14 protein-coding genes are annotated in these 16,473 nt (G+C 73.5%); 7 read left to right on the forward strand and 7 right to left on the reverse strand.

The window, feature by feature from the left end:
• The first annotated feature begins 2 nt into the window (after positions 1-2).
• The 3 genes from ACFV9M_RS29660 to ACFV9M_RS29670 all read left to right on the forward strand — a co-directional run bounded on the left by ACFV9M_RS29660 (position 3) and on the right by ACFV9M_RS29670 (position 4,759).
• A complete protein-coding gene (locus tag ACFV9M_RS29660; RefSeq protein WP_385076382.1) occupies positions 3-1,475 on the forward strand; it encodes an oxygenase MpaB family protein in 1,473 nt (490 codons plus the stop codon).
• A gap of 350 nt (positions 1,476-1,825) precedes the next feature.
• Positions 1,826-3,562 (forward strand): sigma-70 family RNA polymerase sigma factor, encoded by a 1,737-nt coding sequence (locus ACFV9M_RS29665; RefSeq protein WP_385076385.1) that lies wholly within the window; start codon positions 1,826-1,828, stop codon positions 3,560-3,562.
• 318 nt (positions 3,563-3,880) lie between these two features.
• On the forward strand, positions 3,881-4,759 hold the full coding sequence (locus ACFV9M_RS29670; protein ID WP_385076388.1) for an SGNH/GDSL hydrolase family protein: 879 nt from the start codon (positions 3,881-3,883) through the stop codon (positions 4,757-4,759).
• Between the two features lie 7 nt (positions 4,760-4,766).
• On the opposite strand, the gene ACFV9M_RS29675 is transcribed toward ACFV9M_RS29670, so the two are convergent.
• From ACFV9M_RS29675 to ACFV9M_RS29685, 3 genes are all read right to left on the reverse strand, one after another.
• Entirely contained in the window at positions 4,767-5,093 is a 327-nt protein-coding gene (locus ACFV9M_RS29675; protein WP_385076391.1) for a hypothetical protein, read from the reverse strand.
• A gap of 382 nt (positions 5,094-5,475) precedes the next feature.
• Positions 5,476-6,906 carry an MFS transporter gene (locus ACFV9M_RS29680; protein WP_385076394.1) on the reverse strand — a complete coding sequence of 477 codons (1,431 nt, stop codon included), beginning with the start codon at positions 6,904-6,906 and terminating at the stop codon, positions 5,476-5,478.
• Entirely contained in the window at positions 6,903-8,204 is a 1,302-nt protein-coding gene (locus tag ACFV9M_RS29685) for a M20 family metallopeptidase (protein WP_385076397.1), read from the reverse strand. Before ACFV9M_RS29685 ends, ACFV9M_RS29680 begins: the two co-directional genes overlap by 4 nt.
• 134 nt (positions 8,205-8,338) lie before the next feature.
• Between ACFV9M_RS29685 and ACFV9M_RS29690 the strand changes: the two genes are divergently transcribed.
• From ACFV9M_RS29690 to ACFV9M_RS29700, 3 genes are all read left to right on the forward strand, one after another.
• Complete coding sequence (locus tag ACFV9M_RS29690; protein ID WP_385076399.1) at positions 8,339-9,550, forward strand: Lrp/AsnC family transcriptional regulator; 1,212 nt, start codon at positions 8,339-8,341, stop codon at positions 9,548-9,550.
• A 72-nt stretch (positions 9,551-9,622) separates the two neighbouring features.
• Positions 9,623-12,016, forward strand: a complete 2,394-nt coding sequence (locus tag ACFV9M_RS29695; protein WP_385076401.1) for an ATP-binding cassette domain-containing protein — start codon at positions 9,623-9,625, stop codon at positions 12,014-12,016.
• A 104-nt stretch (positions 12,017-12,120) separates the two neighbouring features.
• Positions 12,121-12,564, forward strand: coding sequence for a helix-turn-helix transcriptional regulator (locus ACFV9M_RS29700; RefSeq protein ID WP_385076403.1), 444 nt, complete (start codon positions 12,121-12,123; stop codon positions 12,562-12,564).
• A 177-nt stretch (positions 12,565-12,741) separates the two neighbouring features.
• Here the strand turns inward: ACFV9M_RS29700 and ACFV9M_RS29705 are convergent, their stop codons facing one another.
• Entirely contained in the window at positions 12,742-13,641 is a 900-nt protein-coding gene (locus ACFV9M_RS29705) for an SDR family oxidoreductase (protein ID WP_385076406.1), read from the reverse strand.
• Between the two features lie 248 nt (positions 13,642-13,889).
• On the opposite strand from ACFV9M_RS29705, the gene ACFV9M_RS29710 reads away from it, so the two are divergent.
• Positions 13,890-14,822, forward strand: coding sequence for a LysR substrate-binding domain-containing protein (locus tag ACFV9M_RS29710; RefSeq protein ID WP_385076409.1), 933 nt, complete (start codon positions 13,890-13,892; stop codon positions 14,820-14,822).
• A gap of 148 nt (positions 14,823-14,970) precedes the next feature.
• Here ACFV9M_RS29710 and ACFV9M_RS29715 read toward each other — a convergent pair whose 3' ends face one another.
• From ACFV9M_RS29715 to ACFV9M_RS29725, 3 genes are all read right to left on the reverse strand, one after another.
• Positions 14,971-15,489, reverse strand: a complete 519-nt coding sequence (locus tag ACFV9M_RS29715) for an isocitrate/isopropylmalate family dehydrogenase (protein ID WP_385077130.1) — start codon at positions 15,487-15,489, stop codon at positions 14,971-14,973.
• Between the two features lie 115 nt (positions 15,490-15,604).
• Positions 15,605-15,871: a cation:dicarboxylate symporter family transporter gene (locus ACFV9M_RS29720; RefSeq protein ID WP_385077131.1), complete on the reverse strand. Its 267-nt coding sequence runs from the start codon at positions 15,869-15,871 to the stop codon at positions 15,605-15,607.
• A 142-nt stretch (positions 15,872-16,013) separates the two neighbouring features.
• Positions 16,014-16,217, reverse strand: coding sequence for a cold-shock protein (locus ACFV9M_RS29725; RefSeq protein WP_385077134.1), 204 nt, complete (start codon positions 16,215-16,217; stop codon positions 16,014-16,016).
• Between the last annotated feature and the right edge of the window lie 256 nt (positions 16,218-16,473).

The raw sequence follows: 16,473 nt of genomic DNA on the forward strand, positions 1-16,473 counted from the left end.
TTATGACCGACCGCACGACGAGCGGCGACCCCCACGACAGCGACGCCGAGTTACCGCTGTTCGGCCCGGGCTCGCAGTTCCACGAGTTCTTCGACGACCCGCGCTGGGCGCTGGCGGTGGTGCGGGCGACGGTACTGGAGGCCGCCCACCCGCAGGTCGGCGCGGCCTTGATGGACAGTTCGACGTTCGTCACGCATCCGTGGCGGCGGTTGCGCAACACACTGCTCAGCCTCCAGCGCATGTTCGGCGCCGAGGAGGACGTCCGGCAGCGGGAGGCGGCACGGCTCAACCGGCTGCACGCCCGGCTGAACGGCGTCGACGATCAGGACCGGCCCTACGACGCCCTGGACCCTGAGGCCCGCGCCTGGGTGGTGGCCACGCTCTTCGAAAGCACCGTCACCATGTGCCGGTTGAGCGGTCAGCCCCTCGAACAGGCCACCATGGAACGGCTCTACACCGAGTTCCGGGCGTTCCACGCGGCCCTCGGCGACGAGGCCGGCCGTCTGCCGCCCACGGTGCGCGAGTTCTGGCCGTACTACGACCGTGTCGTCGAGGAGGAGCTGGAGAACACGGAGGCCCTGCGCATCATCCTCTACCGGCTCTTCGACCACCTCCCGGCGCCGCCCCTGCTGGGCAACCTGCCCACGCTCTGGGCGGCCGGCCGCGCGCTCGCCGGCCCCGTCATCGGCGCGATCACCGTGGCGTCCCTCCCGGAGCCCTTCCGCCGCCGGGCGGGGCTGCCCGAGATCCCCGGCGCCCAGACCCTGACCCAGGGCGCCTATCTGGCGATCGGCCTGGCGCGCTTCCTCCCCGACGGCTGGATCCAGGGCCGAGCCGTGTCCGACCTGCTCTCGCTCTCGCCCGACAGCGACGACCCCCGGGCCAGGACCCTGGCGGCACTGAGCGAGCGGATGAAACGGGCCGGCGCCCTGCTCAGGCTGATCACACCCCTCACCGAACCGGACGGTCCCGCCGAGGACGAGGACGGCGGACCCGCACAGCGCACCGCCGCGGAGTTCTTCGACGAGGTGCTCGACCAGACCGGGGACGGCTACCTGGACTGGCCCGACCTGGCGGCCATGGCCCGCGAGATCTCCGGCCGCCTCGACCTGGACGAACCGGAGGAGACCAGGCTCTACGACGCGTATGCCGACTGGTGGCGGGAGCTCCAGGCGGCCCTCGACGGCGACGGCGACGGCCGCGTCAGCCGGCACGAGTACGCGTCCGCCGTTCCGTCCCTCGCCGGTCCCGCCCTGATCAGGGTCGCCGAGGTCCTCTTCGACGTGACGGACGCGGACGGCAACCGGTCCATCGACGCCGCCGAGTACCGCACCCTGTTCCGCACCGGGTTCCGGCGCGAGATGACCGACGCCGACGGCACGTACTCCCGGGGCGCGTTCGTCCAGGACTTCCTCTCCTTCATGTCCGGCCGACGGCGCTCGACGGCCTACGACCCGCTGCTGTCCGAGGCCTGAGCCCCCGGGCCGCCCTCCCGCGCGACGACGCGGAGGGCGGCTCCACGGCCGGCTCCACGGCCGGCTCCACGGTCAGCCCGGCGACCAGCCTGGTGACCAGCCCGGTGACCGGCTCGGTGGCGGCCGGCCCGGCGCCCTCCGGTCCGTCGTGACGACTCCCGACGGCCCGTAACTCCTCACGTTTCCCCCTGTGTTCGCCGACGCGTGTGACCGAGCCCCTTGCGGTGACCGGTGCGGCCCGGCGACCCTCTCCTCGCACGATTTTCCGAATAACTGTTATCCAGGGCTCCCTGCGGGATCTCCCCCTGTGACGGACAGCACCGTTCGGCGTCGAGGACAGGGAAGCTGCAATGAGTACACGGCACGAGGTGCAGACGGCGGCACTGGTGACCGCTGCCCGAGCGGGCGACACGCAGGCCCAGGACGCCCTGGTCGGGATCCATCTGCCGCTGGTCTACAACGTCGTGGGCCGGGCCCTGAACGGGTCGGTGGACGTGGACGACGTCGTGCAGGACACCATGCTGCGGGCCCTCGGCTCACTGCACGACCTCCGGGACCCCGCCAGCTTCCGGTCCTGGCTGGTGGCCATCGGCATGAACCAGATCCGGGTGTACTGGCGGGACCGGCAGTCCGCTCCGGGCCCCGTCGAGCAGGCCGTCGACGTCGCCGATCCGGGCGCGGACTTCGTGGACCTGACCATGGTGCAGCTCCAGTTGTCGGGCCAGCGCCAGGAGACCGCGCGAGCGACGCGCTGGCTGGAGCCCGACGACCGGGGGCTGCTGTCCCTGTGGTGGCTGGAGTGCGCGGGGGAGCTGAGCCGGGCTGAGGTCGCCGCGGCCCTGGGGCTGTCCCCGCAGCACACGGCGGTCCGCGTGCAGCGGATGAAGGCGCAGTTGGAGGCGGCACGCGTGGTCGTCCGGGCGCTCGACGCGCAGCCGCCGTGCGAGGAACTGCGCGGCATGCTCGCCGACTGGGACGGAGCTCCCTCCTCGCTGTGGCGCAAGCGAACAGCCCGGCACGCTCGGGGCTGCGTCCGCTGCTCCGGCCTGTGGAACGGCTTGATGCCCGCGGAGGGGCTGCTGGCCGGCTTGGCGCTGGTGGCGGTGTCCCCCGCGCTGCTGGCGAGGTTCGGCACCGGCACCGGCACCGGCACCGGCACCGGCACCGGCACCGGCACCGGCACCGGATCCGTCGCGCTCGCCGTGACGGGTTCGGCGTCCCGGCTCGGTGACGACGAGTCCGGTGCCGACGGCGAGGCCGGTGCGGACGACACCGACGAGGCGGTGCGGCTGGGCGGCCACCGTGCCGCGGACCGGCAGGGCCTGTCGCGCGGTGCGGCCCGCCGCCGGCGGCGCACCAGACGGCGGGTGATCGGTGCGGCCGTCGTGGCGGTGTGCGTGGCCGGCGGCGGCCTGTACCACGTCGTCACGCGGCCGGAATCCGGGGCCGAGGGGACGGCCGCGGCACAGATCGCCGACGACTCCCGGGTCACGGGGCGTCCGACCCCCGACGCCGTCCCGGAGAGCTCCCCGTCCGCTTCCCCGTCAGCTTCGTCGTCCCCGTCCCCGACGTCGTCCGCGTCGGCGTCGCCGAGCGCGAGTGTCTCCCCGAGTCCTCGCCCGTCCACCAGTACGACGGCTGCGAAGGAACCGACGCGGACGCAGCGGCCGGCGTCGAGCACACCGGAGGCGGAGACGGCCGCCACCGGCACCGTGGCCCAGGTGATCGCCCTGGTCAACGAGGAGCGGGCGGCCGCCGGTTGCGACCCCGTCAGCGACAACTCCAAGCTGCGCGCCGCCGCGCAGGGTCACTCCGACGACATGGCCGCCCGCGACTTCTTCGACCACACCAACCCCGACGGGGACGGTCCCGGCGAGCGGATCACGGCCGCGGGCTACCGATGGTCCACGTACGGGGAGAACATAGCCATGGGCCAGCAGACCGCCGAAGCGGTGATGACCTCCTGGATGAACAGCGAGGGCCACCGCGCGAACATCCTCAACTGCGCGTTCGAGGAGATAGGCGTGGGCATCCACGAGGACGGCGGCGGCCCGTGGTGGACCCAGGCCTTCGGCACCCGGCTCTGACGCCGAGCGGACGCGCTCACGCCTGGCAGGAGCACTTCGGTCAGCCATGTTGACTGCGCTGCCTGCTGACTGCACATTACTTATCGGTAGAACCATGCGGTAACCGAACATCGCGCCCCTCAGGCACTTCACGTACGTCACGCCCTTCCCGCATTCATGTCACGGCCGCGCACGCGTGGGATCCCGCGCACGCGCGGCCGTCGGCACCCTCCTCTGCTCCGAGCCGCCGAACCTCGTGACCAGTACGCCCGCAGGCGTCCCCATGGCCGGCCGTGTGCCCGCCCGCCCAGCGTCCGCACTCCCGAGAATCGAGAGCACATGCCGAAGCACGCCCCCCGTCATGTCCTGATCGCGTCAGCGGCCACCGCCGGCGCGCTGGCCGTCACCCTCTCCCTCACCGGCGTCCAGGCACACGCCGCCACGCCCCTCGACTACGTCGCCCTCGGCGACAGCTACAGCGCCGGCTCGGGCGTCCTTCCCCTCGACACCTCCAACCTGCTCTGCCTGCGATCCACGGCCAACTACCCCCACGTCATCGCCTCCAGAACGGGCGCCCACCTCAAGGACGTGACCTGCGGCGCCGCCGAGACCAAGCACTTCACCCAGGCCCAGTACCCGGGCGTCGCCCCCCAGGTGAACGCCCTCGACGCGGGCACCGACCTGGTGACGCTGACGATCGGGGGCAACGACAACGGCACCTTCATCAACGCCGTGACGGCCTGCGCCACCGCGGGTGTCCTCAGCGGAGGCAGGGGCAGCCCCTGCAAGGACGCCAACGGCACCACCTTCGACGACCAGATCGACGCGAACACCTATCCCGCGCTCAAGGCCGCGCTCGGCAGCGTGCGCGCCAAGGCGCCGAACGCGCGCGTGGCGGTCCTGGGCTACCCGTGGATCATGCCGGCCACCGCCGACCCCGCGTGCTTCGCCAAGCTGCCGGTCGCCTCCGGCGACGTGCCCTATCTGCGCGCCCTCCAGGCCCACCTCAACGCGGTCGTCCAGCGGGCCGCCGAGGAGGCGGGCGCCGTCTACGTGGACTTCGCCCGGTCCTCCGACGGCCACGACGCCTGCGCGGCCGCCGGCACCCGGTGGATCGAACCGCTGCTCTTCGGCACCGGTGTCGTTCCCGTCCACCCCAACGCCCTCGGGGAGAAGCGCATGGCCGAGGAGGCGATGGCGGCCCTCGGACTGGGCTGACCGGGGGTCAGTACATGACCTCCGGCCTCTCGTAGGGCGTCCACCAGCTGGTCAGCCCCCACACGCCCAGGGCGAGCACCGCGACGGCGGCCACCGCCGCCCACCACGGGCGGTTGCACCACCGCAGGGTCAGGAGCCAGCCGGCGAGCGGCAGCAGGGCCCCGCCCAGGGCGATCAGGGGGAGGTCGATGTAGAGGACGCTCAGGTCACGGTGCATGTCCTCGAACCCGCCGTCGATGTTGACCCGCGCCTTCGGCGCCCAGGCCAGCACCGCGACCGTGGCGCCCAGCGCCGCCAGCAGGACGGCGACACATCCCTTGCTCTCTTCCCTCATGATCGTGTCTGACGCGCCGGGCAGACACCACGGTTCCCGACCGCCCACCGAGCCCACCGACCCCACCGAGCCCGGCCCCGGACCCGTCTGAACCCGCCCGGTCCCGGCCGGACCTGCCGGACCCGTGTACCGAGGGACGGCCGCGACCGTCCCTCGGCGACGTTGGATCAGTCGGCGGATCAGTCGGCGGATCAGTCAATGGATCAGTCAATGGATCAGTCGACGGATCGGTCGACGGATTGGAGCGGGTTGTGCGCACGGCCAAGGCGCGGTGCGCCGCGGCACGCACCGCCCTCGCGGGCGGCGCAGGTGGTTTCCGGCCGCGTGGGCGGTGGCCCCGCGGCCGTTCACCGTCGGGGCCACCGCAGACGTGCGTCCGGCGTCAGTGTTCCGAGCGGTGGGCGAGGGCCACCGCGAGCACCGCCGCCAGGCCGAAGACGGCGCACAGCGCCCAGACCGCGGTGTAGCCGCCCTCGCTCGGCGCGGCCCCGCCCAGGGGCGTCGCCGAGGCCAGCAGGGAGGCGATGGCCCCGCCCGCGACCGCGCCGCCGACGGTCTTGGCGTTGTTGTACAGCGCGGAGGCGACACCCGTGCGGTCCGCGGGCGTGGCCTCGACGATGACCGTGGGCATGGCGCCGAGCGCCGCGCCGGTGCCCGCACCGCACAGGAGCAGGGCGGCCACGACCTGCCAGAGCGCGTCGTGCAGGACCGCCAGGGTCACGAACCCGGCGGTCATCAGGGAGAACGCGGCGATCAGGGTGGGGCGGTAGCCGAGGCGCCGGGCGATCAGGGCGGTGCAGCTGGAGGTGGCGAGAGCGGCGAGCGTGGCGGGCAGGCCGACCAGGGAGATGGCCAGGGCGTGCAGACCGAAGCCGTAGCCGTCGGTGCCGGCGTCGGCGGCGAGGAAGGTGGCGTTCGGGGACTGACTGCCGAAGTACAGGACACCGAAGAAGCAGGAGGTCAGGTAGAAGGGCGCCACGGTGCGTCCGCGCAGGGCGCGCAGATCCACCAGCGGGTCCTCGGTGCGCAGCTCCACCCGCACCCAGACACCGGCCAGGACCGCGCAGGCCAGCAGCGGCAGCAGGACCTGCGCCGAGAGCCAGCCGCCGTGCTCGGCGCGCGACACCCCCGCGAGCAGCGTGACCAGCGTGGCGCCGAGCAGGCACGCGCCGGGCCAGTCGGCGCCACCCGCCGTGCGCGGCACGCTCTCGGGGATGCGCAGGAACGCCACGGGCACGCACGCCGACGCGAGGAGCGCGGGTACGAGCAGCACCAGCCGGAAATCGGCCACGGCCTGGCTGATCGCGCCCATCGCGACGGCGCCGACGAGGCTGCCGAGGGTGAGGGCGCCGACCAGACGGGCGATGGCGGCCCGCGCCTGCTCGACCGGGAGCCGGTTCCTGACCAGCGCGATCTCCAGCGGGAGCAGCGCGACGAGCGCCCCCTGGAGGACGCGTGCGAGCAGCACGGTGGCGAAGTTCGGAGCCAGGGCGAGCAGCAGGGTGCCGGCCGCGACCGAGACGAGCGCGACGCGCAGCATCCGGAGGTGGCCGTGGAGGTCGCCGAGCCGGCCGAAGACCGGCACGAGGACCGCTCCGGAGAGCAGCTGCACGGAGATCACCCAGTTGATGGCGGAGTCGCCGATGCCGTGGTGGTCGCCGAGGTCGGGCAGCAGGGGGGCGATGCCGGTCTGCAGGAAACCGCTCATGAGCTCGAACAGGACGAGCAGCCCCACGACCGTCCGGGCGGAGGCCGCGGGTCCGGCGGGAGGGGCCGCCGGCGGTCCGCCCGGTGCGGCGGCGGTGTCGGTCACGCGCCCTCCCCGGCGGTGGTCGTGGCCGCGGCGGCGCCGGTGGCCGGCGGGGCGGGCGTGGGCGCGGTGGCGTCGGGGGCGGTCGGGCCGCCAGCTGTCCCGGGCCGGTGCAGGGCCAGGCGCCGGGCGGCGAGGGTGGCCAGCAGCAGCGCCTGGTCGGGCAGGACGCCGTCGTCGTACACGGCCTGCGGCGAGTGGTTGACGGGCGCGGTGGCCGGGTCGCGGTCGGGCGGGCAGGCGCCGACGGCGAGGAAGGCGCCGGGGACCTGTTGCAGCACGAAGGAGAAGTCCTCCGACCCGGAGACGGGCCGGGGGGCTTCGAAGACACGGCTCGGCCCGAACAGGTCGAGCGCCGTTTCGAGCGCGAACGCGGCCTCGGCGGGAGGGTTGACCGTGGCCGGGTACTGGCGGCTGTAGTCGACGCGCACGTCGACGTCGTGGGCGGCGGCCACACCCCGCAGCGTGCGCTCCACCAGGGCCTGGACCTGGTCCCGGGCGGCCTCCGAGTAGGTGCGGACGGTGGCGCTGAACTCGGCGGTGCCGGGCACGACGTTGCGGGCGGTGCCCGCGTGGAAGACACCCACGGTGATCACCGCCGGGTCGTGCACGTCGATCTCGCGGGCGAGCCGGGTCTGCAGCGCGGTGACCATGTCGCAGGCGGCGACGACCGGGTCACGGGTCAGGTGCGGCATGGATCCGTGGCCGCCGCGGCCGGTGACGGTCACGTCGAAGGCGTCGCTGGCGGCCAGCAGGGTGCCGGCCCGCGTGGCGACGATGCCCTTGGGGACCTGGGTGGAGAACACGTGCAGGCCGTAGGCGGCGACGACGCGGGAGCCGGCCGCGTCCAGAACCCCCTCCTCGATCATGATCCGGGCCCCGCCGTCGCCCTCCTCGCCGGGCTGGAACATGAGGACCACGTCGCCCGCCAGCTCCTCGCGGCGCGCGGCCAGCAGACGGGCCGCACCGACGAGCCCGGCGGTGTGCAGGTCGTGACCGCAGGCGTGCATGACACCCGGGTTCTCGGAGGCGTACGGCAGCCCCGTGTCCTCGGTGACCGGCAGCGCGTCCATGTCGGCGCGCAGCAGCACCGCGGGACCGGGCCGCCCACCGCGCAGGACGGCCGTGACGGAACTCAGCCCGCGGCCGGTCGTGACCTCCAGGGGCAGGCCGTCCAGGGCCTCGAGGACCCTGCCCTGCGTACGGGGAAGGATGAGGCCGAGTTCGGGATCACGGTGCAGACGGCGGCGCAGGTCGGTCAGCTCGTCGGCGAGGGCGGTGGCGTCAGCGTGCTGGAACATGGCGAGTATCGTGCGCTCACCGCCCGCACGCTCGGCCGGCAACGCAGTGATGAGGCAATTCACCAAGATCATTCGCAGGAATCGGCCGTGGCGGCTCGTGGGCGGCTCCGGACCGACGTGAGAAGGGGGACGGTGTGCTCGACGAGATCGACTACCTGCTGATCACCGCGCTCCAGCACGCGCCCCGGGCCGACTGGCAGCGGATCGGCGCCCTGCTGGACGTGGACGCCACGACGGCGGCGCGGCGCTGGGCACGCCTCACCGACGCGGGACTGGCCTGGCTCGGCTGCCATCCGTCCCCGGCCGCCACGGGGGAGCTGATCGTGGCGTTCATCGAGGTCGACTGCGAGCCCGGCCGGCTGCACCCGGTCTGCGAGCAACTGGTGGACGACGCCGCCCTGTTCAACATCGAACACGCCACGGGCTCCCGCGATCTCCTGCTGACGGCCGTGTTCCGCAGCCAGACCGAACTGGCCCGCTACGTAGGCTTCCGCCTCGGAGCGCTGCCGGGCATCGCCGCGACCCGCACCCAGATCGCGACCGCGCTGCACACCGAGGGCAGCCGTTGGCGCCTGGACCGGCTGAAGGAGAGCGGCAGACCGGACGGCCCGCGGACCCGCCCCGCCGCCCCCGCCGCGACCCTCGGTCCGGCCGACATCGACCTCGTCCTGCTGCTGGGGGAGGACTGCCGGCAGAGCGTCAGCCGCCTCGCCGAGCGCAGCGGCCTGAGCACCGCCACCGTACGGCGGCGGCTGGCGCGGCTGGAGGCGGCCAACGCCATCGCGTACCGCTGCGAGGCGGCGCGCTCGGTCTCGGGCTGGCCGGTGAGCGCCACCCTGTGGGGCGCGGTCCCGGCGGCCGAGACGGCGCGTATCACGGCGCAGCTCTCCGGCATGCGGGAGACACGGCTGTGCGCCACGCTGACCGGCCCGCACAATCTGCTGTTCACGGTGTGGCTGCGGTCGGTGGGCGACATCCAGCCGTTCGAGGCGGCGCTCGTGCAGCGCTTCCCCGACCTCACCATCGCCGACCGGGCGGTCACCCTGTGGCAGCTCAAGCACGCCGGGCACATCCTCGACCCGGCGGGGCGGCGGCTGCGGACCGTCCCGTTCACCGGGATGTGGAACGACGGCGACACGAGCGTCGCGGAGACGGCGCTGCTGGACCGGCTGCGCACGGCGGGCGGCACCCCGGTCCGACACCCGGGGCCGCCCGGCACCGCCCGTCGCGAGGCGGACCGCGGGCACGCCGCGGCCGCCGCCCCACGTGGACCGGGGCGGGCGGACCGGGGAGACGCACCGGTCAGGAATCGAGAAGCACCCGGTGTCGTGCCCCACCTAGCATGACCGCGGACGGAACCGGGTGAGCCGGGGCGAGGCCGCGACGACGGCCCCGCCCGGCAGAGGGAGAAGACCACGATGAGCAAGGCCACGACGGCGAACCAGCAGTCGCCCGCGCCGCACGCCGCCGACAGCCACGAACTGATCCGGGTCCACGGGGCCCGCGAGAACAACCTCAAGGACGTCGACGTCGAGATCCCCAAACGCCGGCTGACGGTGTTCACCGGTGTCTCCGGCTCGGGCAAGAGCTCGCTGGTGTTCGACACGATCGCCGCCGAGTCCCAGCGGCTGATCAACGAGACCTACAGCGCCTTCGTCCAGGGCTTCATGCCCACGCTGGCGCGGCCCGAGGTCGACGTCCTCGAAGGGCTGACGACCGCGATCATCGTCGACCAGCAGCGGCTGGGCGCCGATCCCCGCTCCACGGTCGGCACCGTCACCGACGCCAACGCGATGCTGCGCATCCTCTTCAGCCGGCTCGGCACACCGCACATCGGCCCGCCCGGCGCGTACTCCTTCAACGTCGCCTCGGTCTCCGCCAGCGGCGGGCTCACCGTCGACCGCGGATCGGAGAAGACCCGGACCGAGAAGGTGACCTTCAGCCGCACCGGCGGCATGTGCACGCACTGCGAAGGCCGGGGAACGGTCTCCGACATCGACCTCACCCAGCTCTTCGACGACTCCAAGTCGCTCTCCGAGGACCCGTTCACCATCCCCACCTACACCGGCGACGGCTGGGTGGTGCGGGTCATCACCGAGTCGGGCTTCTTCGACCCGCGCAAGCCGATCCGCGAGTACACCCAGAGGGAGCGGCACGACTTCCTCCACCGCGAGCCGACCAAGGTGAAGATCAACGGCGTCAACCTCACCTACGAGGGGCTGATCCCCAAGCTCCAGAAGTCGATGCTCTCCAAGGACCGGGAGGCGATGCAGCCGCACATCCGGGCGTTCGTGGACCGGGCGGTCACCTTCGCCGACTGTCCCGAGTGCGACGGCACCCGGCTGAGCGAGCTCGCCCGCTCGTCGCGGATCGGCGAGGTCAGCATCGCCGACGCCTGCGCGATGCAGATCAGCGACCTGGCCGACTGGGTCCGCGGCCTGTCCGAGCCGTCGGTGGCGCCGCTGCTCACGGCGTTGCGGCACACCCTCGACTCGTTCACGGAGATCGGCCTCGGCTACCTCTCGCTGGACCGGCCGTCGGGCACGCTGTCGGGCGGCGAGGCGCAGCGCGTGAAGATGATCCGCCACCTCGGCTCCTCGCTCACCGACGTCACCTACGTCTTCGACGAGCCCACCACCGGCCTGCACCCGCACGACATCCAGCGGATGAACGACCTGCTGCTGCGCCTGCGGGACAAGGGCAACACGGTGCTCGTCGTGGAGCACAAGCCGGAGGCGATCGCGATCGCCGACCACGTGGTGGACCTCGGGCCCGGGGCCGGAACGGCGGGCGGCACCGTCTGCTTCGAGGGCACCGTCGAAGGGCTGCGGGCGAGCGGCACGGTCACCGGACGCCACCTCGACGACCGGGCCGCCCTGAAGAAGACGGTGCGCGAGCCCACCGGAGCGCTGGAGATCCGCGGCGCGTCGACGCACAACCTGCGCGACGTCGACGTCGACATCCCGCTGGGCGTGCTGTGCGTGGTCACCGGCGTGGCCGGTTCGGGCAAGAGCTCGCTCCTGCGCGGATCCGTCCCGGCCTCGGCGGGGGTGGTCCATGTGGACCAGGCCCCGATCCGCGGCTCGCGCCGCTCGAACCCGGCGACGTACACCGGGCTCCTCGACCCGATCCGCAAGGCGTTCGCCAAGGCCAACGGCGTGAAGCCGGCGCTGTTCAGCGCCAACTCCGAGGGCGCCTGCCCGACCTGCAACGGCGCCGGCGTCATCTACACCGACCTGGCGATGATGGCCGGCGTCGCCACCACCTGCGAGGAGTGCGCCGGGCAGCGGTTCCAGGCCTCGGTGCTGGAGTACCGCCTCGGCGGCCGCGACATCAGCGAGGTGCTGGCGATGCCGGTGACGGAGGCGGAGGAGTTCTTCGCCACCGGCGAGGCGCGCACTCCGGCCGCGCACCGCGTCCTCGAACGGCTCGCCGACGTCGGGCTCGGCTACCTCACCCTCGGTCAGCCGCTCACCACGCTGTCCGGCGGCGAGCGGCAGCGGCTCAAGCTGGCCACGCACATGGGCGAGAAGGGCGGCGTCCACGTCCTCGACGAGCCGACCACCGGCCTCCACCTCGCCGACGTCGAGCAGTTGCTCGGCCTGCTGGACCGGCTGGTCGACTCCGGCAAGTCGGTCGTCGTCATCGAACACCACCAGGCGGTCATGGCGCACGCGGACTGGATCATCGACCTCGGCCCCGGTGCCGGCCACGACGGCGGCCGGATCGTCTTCGAGGGCACCCCCGCCGACCTCGTCGCCGCCCGCTCCACCCTCACCGGCGAGCACCTCGCGGCCTACGTGGGCGCTTGACCGGGGCGCCCGCGGCGGTGGGGACAGGCGCCCGCGGCGGTGGGGGAGCGGGCTTCTCCTTCCTGTCGGCCCACCGCCGTGCGGGGCATGGCAGGATCTCGTGGGTGACCAGCAGACCCGTCCCGGCTCAGCACCTGCGCACCCTCGCGCTGCTGCGCCGCGTCCGCGACCGCGTCGACCGGGAGTACGCGCAGCCGCTGGACGTCGAGGCACTGGCCCGCGGCGTGAACATGTCGGCGGGTCATCTCAGCCGCGAGTTCCGCCTCGCCTACGGGGAGTCGCCGTACGCCTACCTGATGACGCGTCGGATCGAGCGGGCGATGGCATTGCTGCGCCAGGGCGAGCTCAGCGTCACCGAGGTCTGCTTCGCGGTCGGCTGCGCGTCGCTGGGCACCTTCAGCACGCGCTTCACCGAACTGGTCGGCATGTCCCCCAGCGCCTACCGGCGCCTGGCGGCGAGCGGGACGGAGGGGATCCCGTCGTGCGTGGCGAAACAGGTGACCCGACCGGTCAGGACCCGTCGGACGCGGTCGCCGGACCGCACCTGACGTGATCGCCCCGGACGCGGCGGTGAGCCGCTCCCCCTGCCGGGCGCTCCCGGCGGACCGGCGGAGGCGGCGTCAGGCCGTGGAGTAGCGCCGTCAGGCCGTGGAGTAGCGACGTCAGGCCGTGAAGCAGCGCCGTCAGGCCGTGAAGCAGCGCCGTCAGGCCGTGGAGTAGCGACGTCAGGCCGTGAAGTAGTGGCCCTCCTCCAGGTCCGCCACCAGCCCGGGGTGGACCGGCCGCCAGCCTGTCCGCTGCCGGGTCAGGGCGCTGGACGCCGGGACGTCGAGGCCGGCGAAGCGGGTGAGCCAGCTGAAGTGCGCGGCGGCCTCGTCGCCGGACAGGCCGACCACCGGGAGGTCCAGACGGCGTCCGATGACGGTGGCGATGTCGCGGAAGGGGACGCCCTCGTCGGCGACGGCGTGCAACCGGCTGCCGGCGGGCGCGGTCTCCAGGGCCAGCCGGAACAGGGGAGCGGCGTCGAGCCGGTGCACGGCGGGCCAGCGGTTGGCGCCGTCACCGACGTAGGCCGAGACGCCGTGGGCGCGGGCGAAGCCGATGAGGGCCGGGACGAAGCCGTGGTCGCCCTCGCCGTGCACCGTCGGGGGGAGGCGGACGACGCCGGCCCGGACCCCCTGCCCGGCCAGGGCGGTCACCGCGTTCTCGGCCGGGGACCGGTGGGTGTCCGCGGCGGGTCCGTCCTCCTCGGTGGCGGGGCCGCCGGGGGACTGGGCGATCGCGGTGCCGGAGGCGTACACCAAGGGCTTGCCGGAGCCGCCGAGCGCGGCGCCGAGCGCTTCGACGGCGCGCACGTCGACCGCGCCCGCGGCGGTGAGGTCCCCGTCGGCGAGCAGGTCGTGCCGGTAGGCGAGGTGGATGACGCCGTCCGCGGCGGCGGCCGGGCCACGCAGACCGTCCGGGTCGTCGAGGTCACCGCGGTGCACCCCGGCTCCGGCCGCCTTAAGGGCCAGGGCCCCCTGCTCCGAGCGGGCGAGGCCGACGACGTGGTGCCCGGCGTCGAGGAGGTCCCGGACGACGGCGGAGCCGATGAACCCGGTGGCGCCGGTGACGAAGACATGCATGGTGACTCCAACATCGAGACAGGGAGGGAACAGCCGGCGGGCACACGGCACGGACGCTCCGCGCCCCGGCGTCGAGCGCGAGGAGCGCTCCCGGCCGGTGTGCCCGCGGGGGTTGCCGTCATCCTCCGCGCCGACGGCGGGGCAGGTCCAAGGCCTGTTCCGCAACCCGCCATACGGTTCGGGCATCACCGCAGACGGGACCGGCCTTCCCGGCCCTGCCGCGCCCGCGTCGGACGTACGCTGCGGACATGTCCGAACCCACCACCGCCCCGTCCGCCCCGGACCTCGACCTGAGGCTGGTGCGGTACTTCGCGGCCGTCGCCGAGCACCGGCACTTCGGCCGCGCCGCCGAGGCGCTGCACATCACCCAGCCCTCGCTGAGCCGGCAGGTCCGGCGGCTGGAGCAGCGGTTGGGCGCCCGGCTGCTGGACCGCACCCCGCGCGGCACCCGGCTGACCGAGGCCGGGGAGGTCTTCCTGCCGCTCGCCCGGGAGCTGCTGGACTCCGCCGCCCAGGCGGCGGCGCGGACCCGGGCCGCCGCCGAGCCCAGCCGGATCACCGTCGGCTGCGCCACGCACCTGATCGTCACCCCGGCGGTGCGCGAGCTGCGGCGCCGGCACCCGGAGGCGACCGTGCGGACCGTCCACCTGGAGTGGAACGACGTACCGGCGGCACTGCTCGACCACCGGGTGGACGCGATGGTGGCCAGACTGCCGTTCCCGGCCGGCGGGCTGGACGTGAGAGTCCTGTACGCCGAACCGCGGATGCTCGTCGTACCGCACGACCACCGCCTGGCGGGCAAGGAGTCGGTGACCCTGGACGACATCGCCGACGAACCCCTGCCGCAGGTGCGGGGCTCCGACCCGGACTGGAGCGCCTACTGGCGCATCGACCCCCGGCCGGACGGCCGCCCGGCACCCGGCGGCCCGTACATCGAGGCGCTGGAGGACAAGTTCGAACTCGTCGCCGCCGGGGACGCCGTGGCCATCTCGGCCGGCCGCAACGTGACCCGCCTGCGCCCGGACCTCACCGCGATCGCCCTGGAGGGGGTCGAGCCGAGCGAGGTGGTGCTGGCCACCCGGGCGGGCGAACGCAGCCGCCTGGTGGCGGAGTTCGGCTCCTGCGCCCGCGCGCTGCTCACCGGACCGGTCACCGCCGGTCCGGAGAACGGCCCTTCCTGACCGCCCGCCCCGGGAACGCGTCACCGTGCCGGGCCCCGGTGGATCGGGGCCCGGCACGGTGACGGCCGCCGTGGAGCGGCTGCCCGGGCTGCCGGCGCGACGTGAAGGCGGCCCGGGACGATCGGGTGGGACACCGACGGCCGGTGGCTCAGCCGTTCAGCGCGTCGATGAGGGCCTTGGTGACGTCCTCGGTGGAGGCGGTGCCGCCGACGTCCCGCGTGAGCACGCCCGCGGACGTGGTCGCCTCGATCGCCCGGTGCAGACGGGCCGCCTGCTCGGGAAGCCCGAAGTGCTCCAGCATCAGCGCCGCACTGCCCACCGCGCCGATCGGGTTCGCCAGGCCCTGCCCGGCGATGTCCGGGGCGGAGCCGTGGACGGGCTCGAACATGCTGGGGAAGCGCCGCTCGGGGTTGAGGTTGGCGCTGGCGGCCAGACCGAGGCTGCCGGCCAGAGCGCCCAGCTCGGCGTCGTCGGCCTTGCGCAGCGGGCTGGTGATGCCGGGCAGGAAGTGAACGGGGCGGACGTTGGCCCACTGGTCGAAGTTCTGGCAGATCCTCAGCCGCAGGCCCCACAGGCTGATGTGGTCGGGGACCGTTGGCCGGCCGACGGCGCCGAAGTAGATGGCGTCGAAGTCCTTGAGCCGCTCCAGGCCGTCGTCGTCGATCATCTACCGCCTCCTCGGCTGCTCCGACAAGGGCAGCCTGTCGAGGGGACGGCAGGGTGGAACAGCGGATGTGGCCCGGCCGGCCCCCTGTGCCGTAGGGACGTCGGACCCGGTGCCGTCAGGCGGACCGGGGCGACGCCACGGACGACGCGGGCTGTCCCGGGTCGTCGAGAGCCTGCTCCCGCATGGGCGATGTACGGCGTGGCCAGGGACAGGTAGATCGCCGCCCGTCCAGGTTGAAGCTGTAGCCGGTCGGCACCACGAGCCCCACCGTGGGCCGGTCGACACCCATGAACCGCAGCTCGCGCATCAGACCGGGCAGCGCGGGCTCGGCCGTCGACGTGCCCAGCACCAGCAGGAGTTCCTCTTCGAAGAAGCGCAGCAACTGGAAGATGTCGCCCCGACGCCGTACCGGAGCCGAACGCGATCAAGGGGCCCGGCTGCTGCCGGACCCCTTCACATCCTGTCGCGGGACAGGACCCGGACCCGGGCTCTCGAGGGTGAGAGCCCGGGTCCCGCGATCCGTGTCAGCCGCGGACGATGTTCTCGGCCTGGGGGCCCTTCTGGCCCTGGGTCACGTCGAAGGTGACCGTCTCCCCCTCGACCAGCTCCCGGTAGCCGTTGCCGGAGATGTTGGAGTAGTGCGCGAAGACGTCCGGCCCGCCGCCGTCCTGGGCGATGAATCCGAAGCCCTTCTCGGCGTTGAACCACTTCACGGTGCCGCTGGCCATGCTGTTGTGTCCTTCGTTCTCGCCGGTCACCCGGCTGGAGTGGAATGTGGGAGCCTTCCACGAGCATGGGCGGCGTCCCAGAACCCTTCCTACCCCACAGGTCGCCGAATTATCCGATCTTTCTGCGCCAGGTCTTGTTCGTGTTGCGCGGGCCGTACGCCGGCCGGTGGACGACCGACACCGGGGCCCTCGTGCGGCGCCCACCGCGACGGCCCGTCCTCGGGTACGGCGCGACTCGGTCCCGGCGGTCGGCGAT

Origin of the sequence: Streptomyces sp. NPDC059895 (assembly GCF_042731035.1) — a bacterium.
Taxonomy (GTDB): domain Bacteria; phylum Actinomycetota; class Actinomycetes; order Streptomycetales; family Streptomycetaceae; genus Streptomyces.

Coding starts and splice junctions, on each gene's coding strand:
- ACFV9M_RS29715 (WP_385077130.1), bottom strand. CDS start 15,489: ATGATCGACGACGACGGCCTGGAGCGGCTCAAGGACTTCGACGCCATC.
- ACFV9M_RS29675 (WP_385076391.1), bottom strand. CDS start 5,093: ATGAGGGAAGAGAGCAAGGGATGTGTCGCCGTCCTGCTGGCGGCGCTG.
- ACFV9M_RS29665 (WP_385076385.1), top strand. CDS start 1,826: ATGAGTACACGGCACGAGGTGCAGACGGCGGCACTGGTGACCGCTGCC.
- ACFV9M_RS29670 (WP_385076388.1), top strand. CDS start 3,881: ATGCCGAAGCACGCCCCCCGTCATGTCCTGATCGCGTCAGCGGCCACC.
- ACFV9M_RS29710 (WP_385076409.1), top strand. CDS start 13,890: ATGTCCGAACCCACCACCGCCCCGTCCGCCCCGGACCTCGACCTGAGG.
- ACFV9M_RS29685 (WP_385076397.1), bottom strand. CDS start 8,204: ATGTTCCAGCACGCTGACGCCACCGCCCTCGCCGACGAGCTGACCGAC.
- ACFV9M_RS29695 (WP_385076401.1), top strand. CDS start 9,623: ATGAGCAAGGCCACGACGGCGAACCAGCAGTCGCCCGCGCCGCACGCC.
- ACFV9M_RS29725 (WP_385077134.1), bottom strand. CDS start 16,217: ATGGCCAGCGGCACCGTGAAGTGGTTCAACGCCGAGAAGGGCTTCGGA.
- ACFV9M_RS29705 (WP_385076406.1), bottom strand. CDS start 13,641: ATGCATGTCTTCGTCACCGGCGCCACCGGGTTCATCGGCTCCGCCGTC.
- ACFV9M_RS29660 (WP_385076382.1), top strand. CDS start 3: ATGACCGACCGCACGACGAGCGGCGACCCCCACGACAGCGACGCCGAG.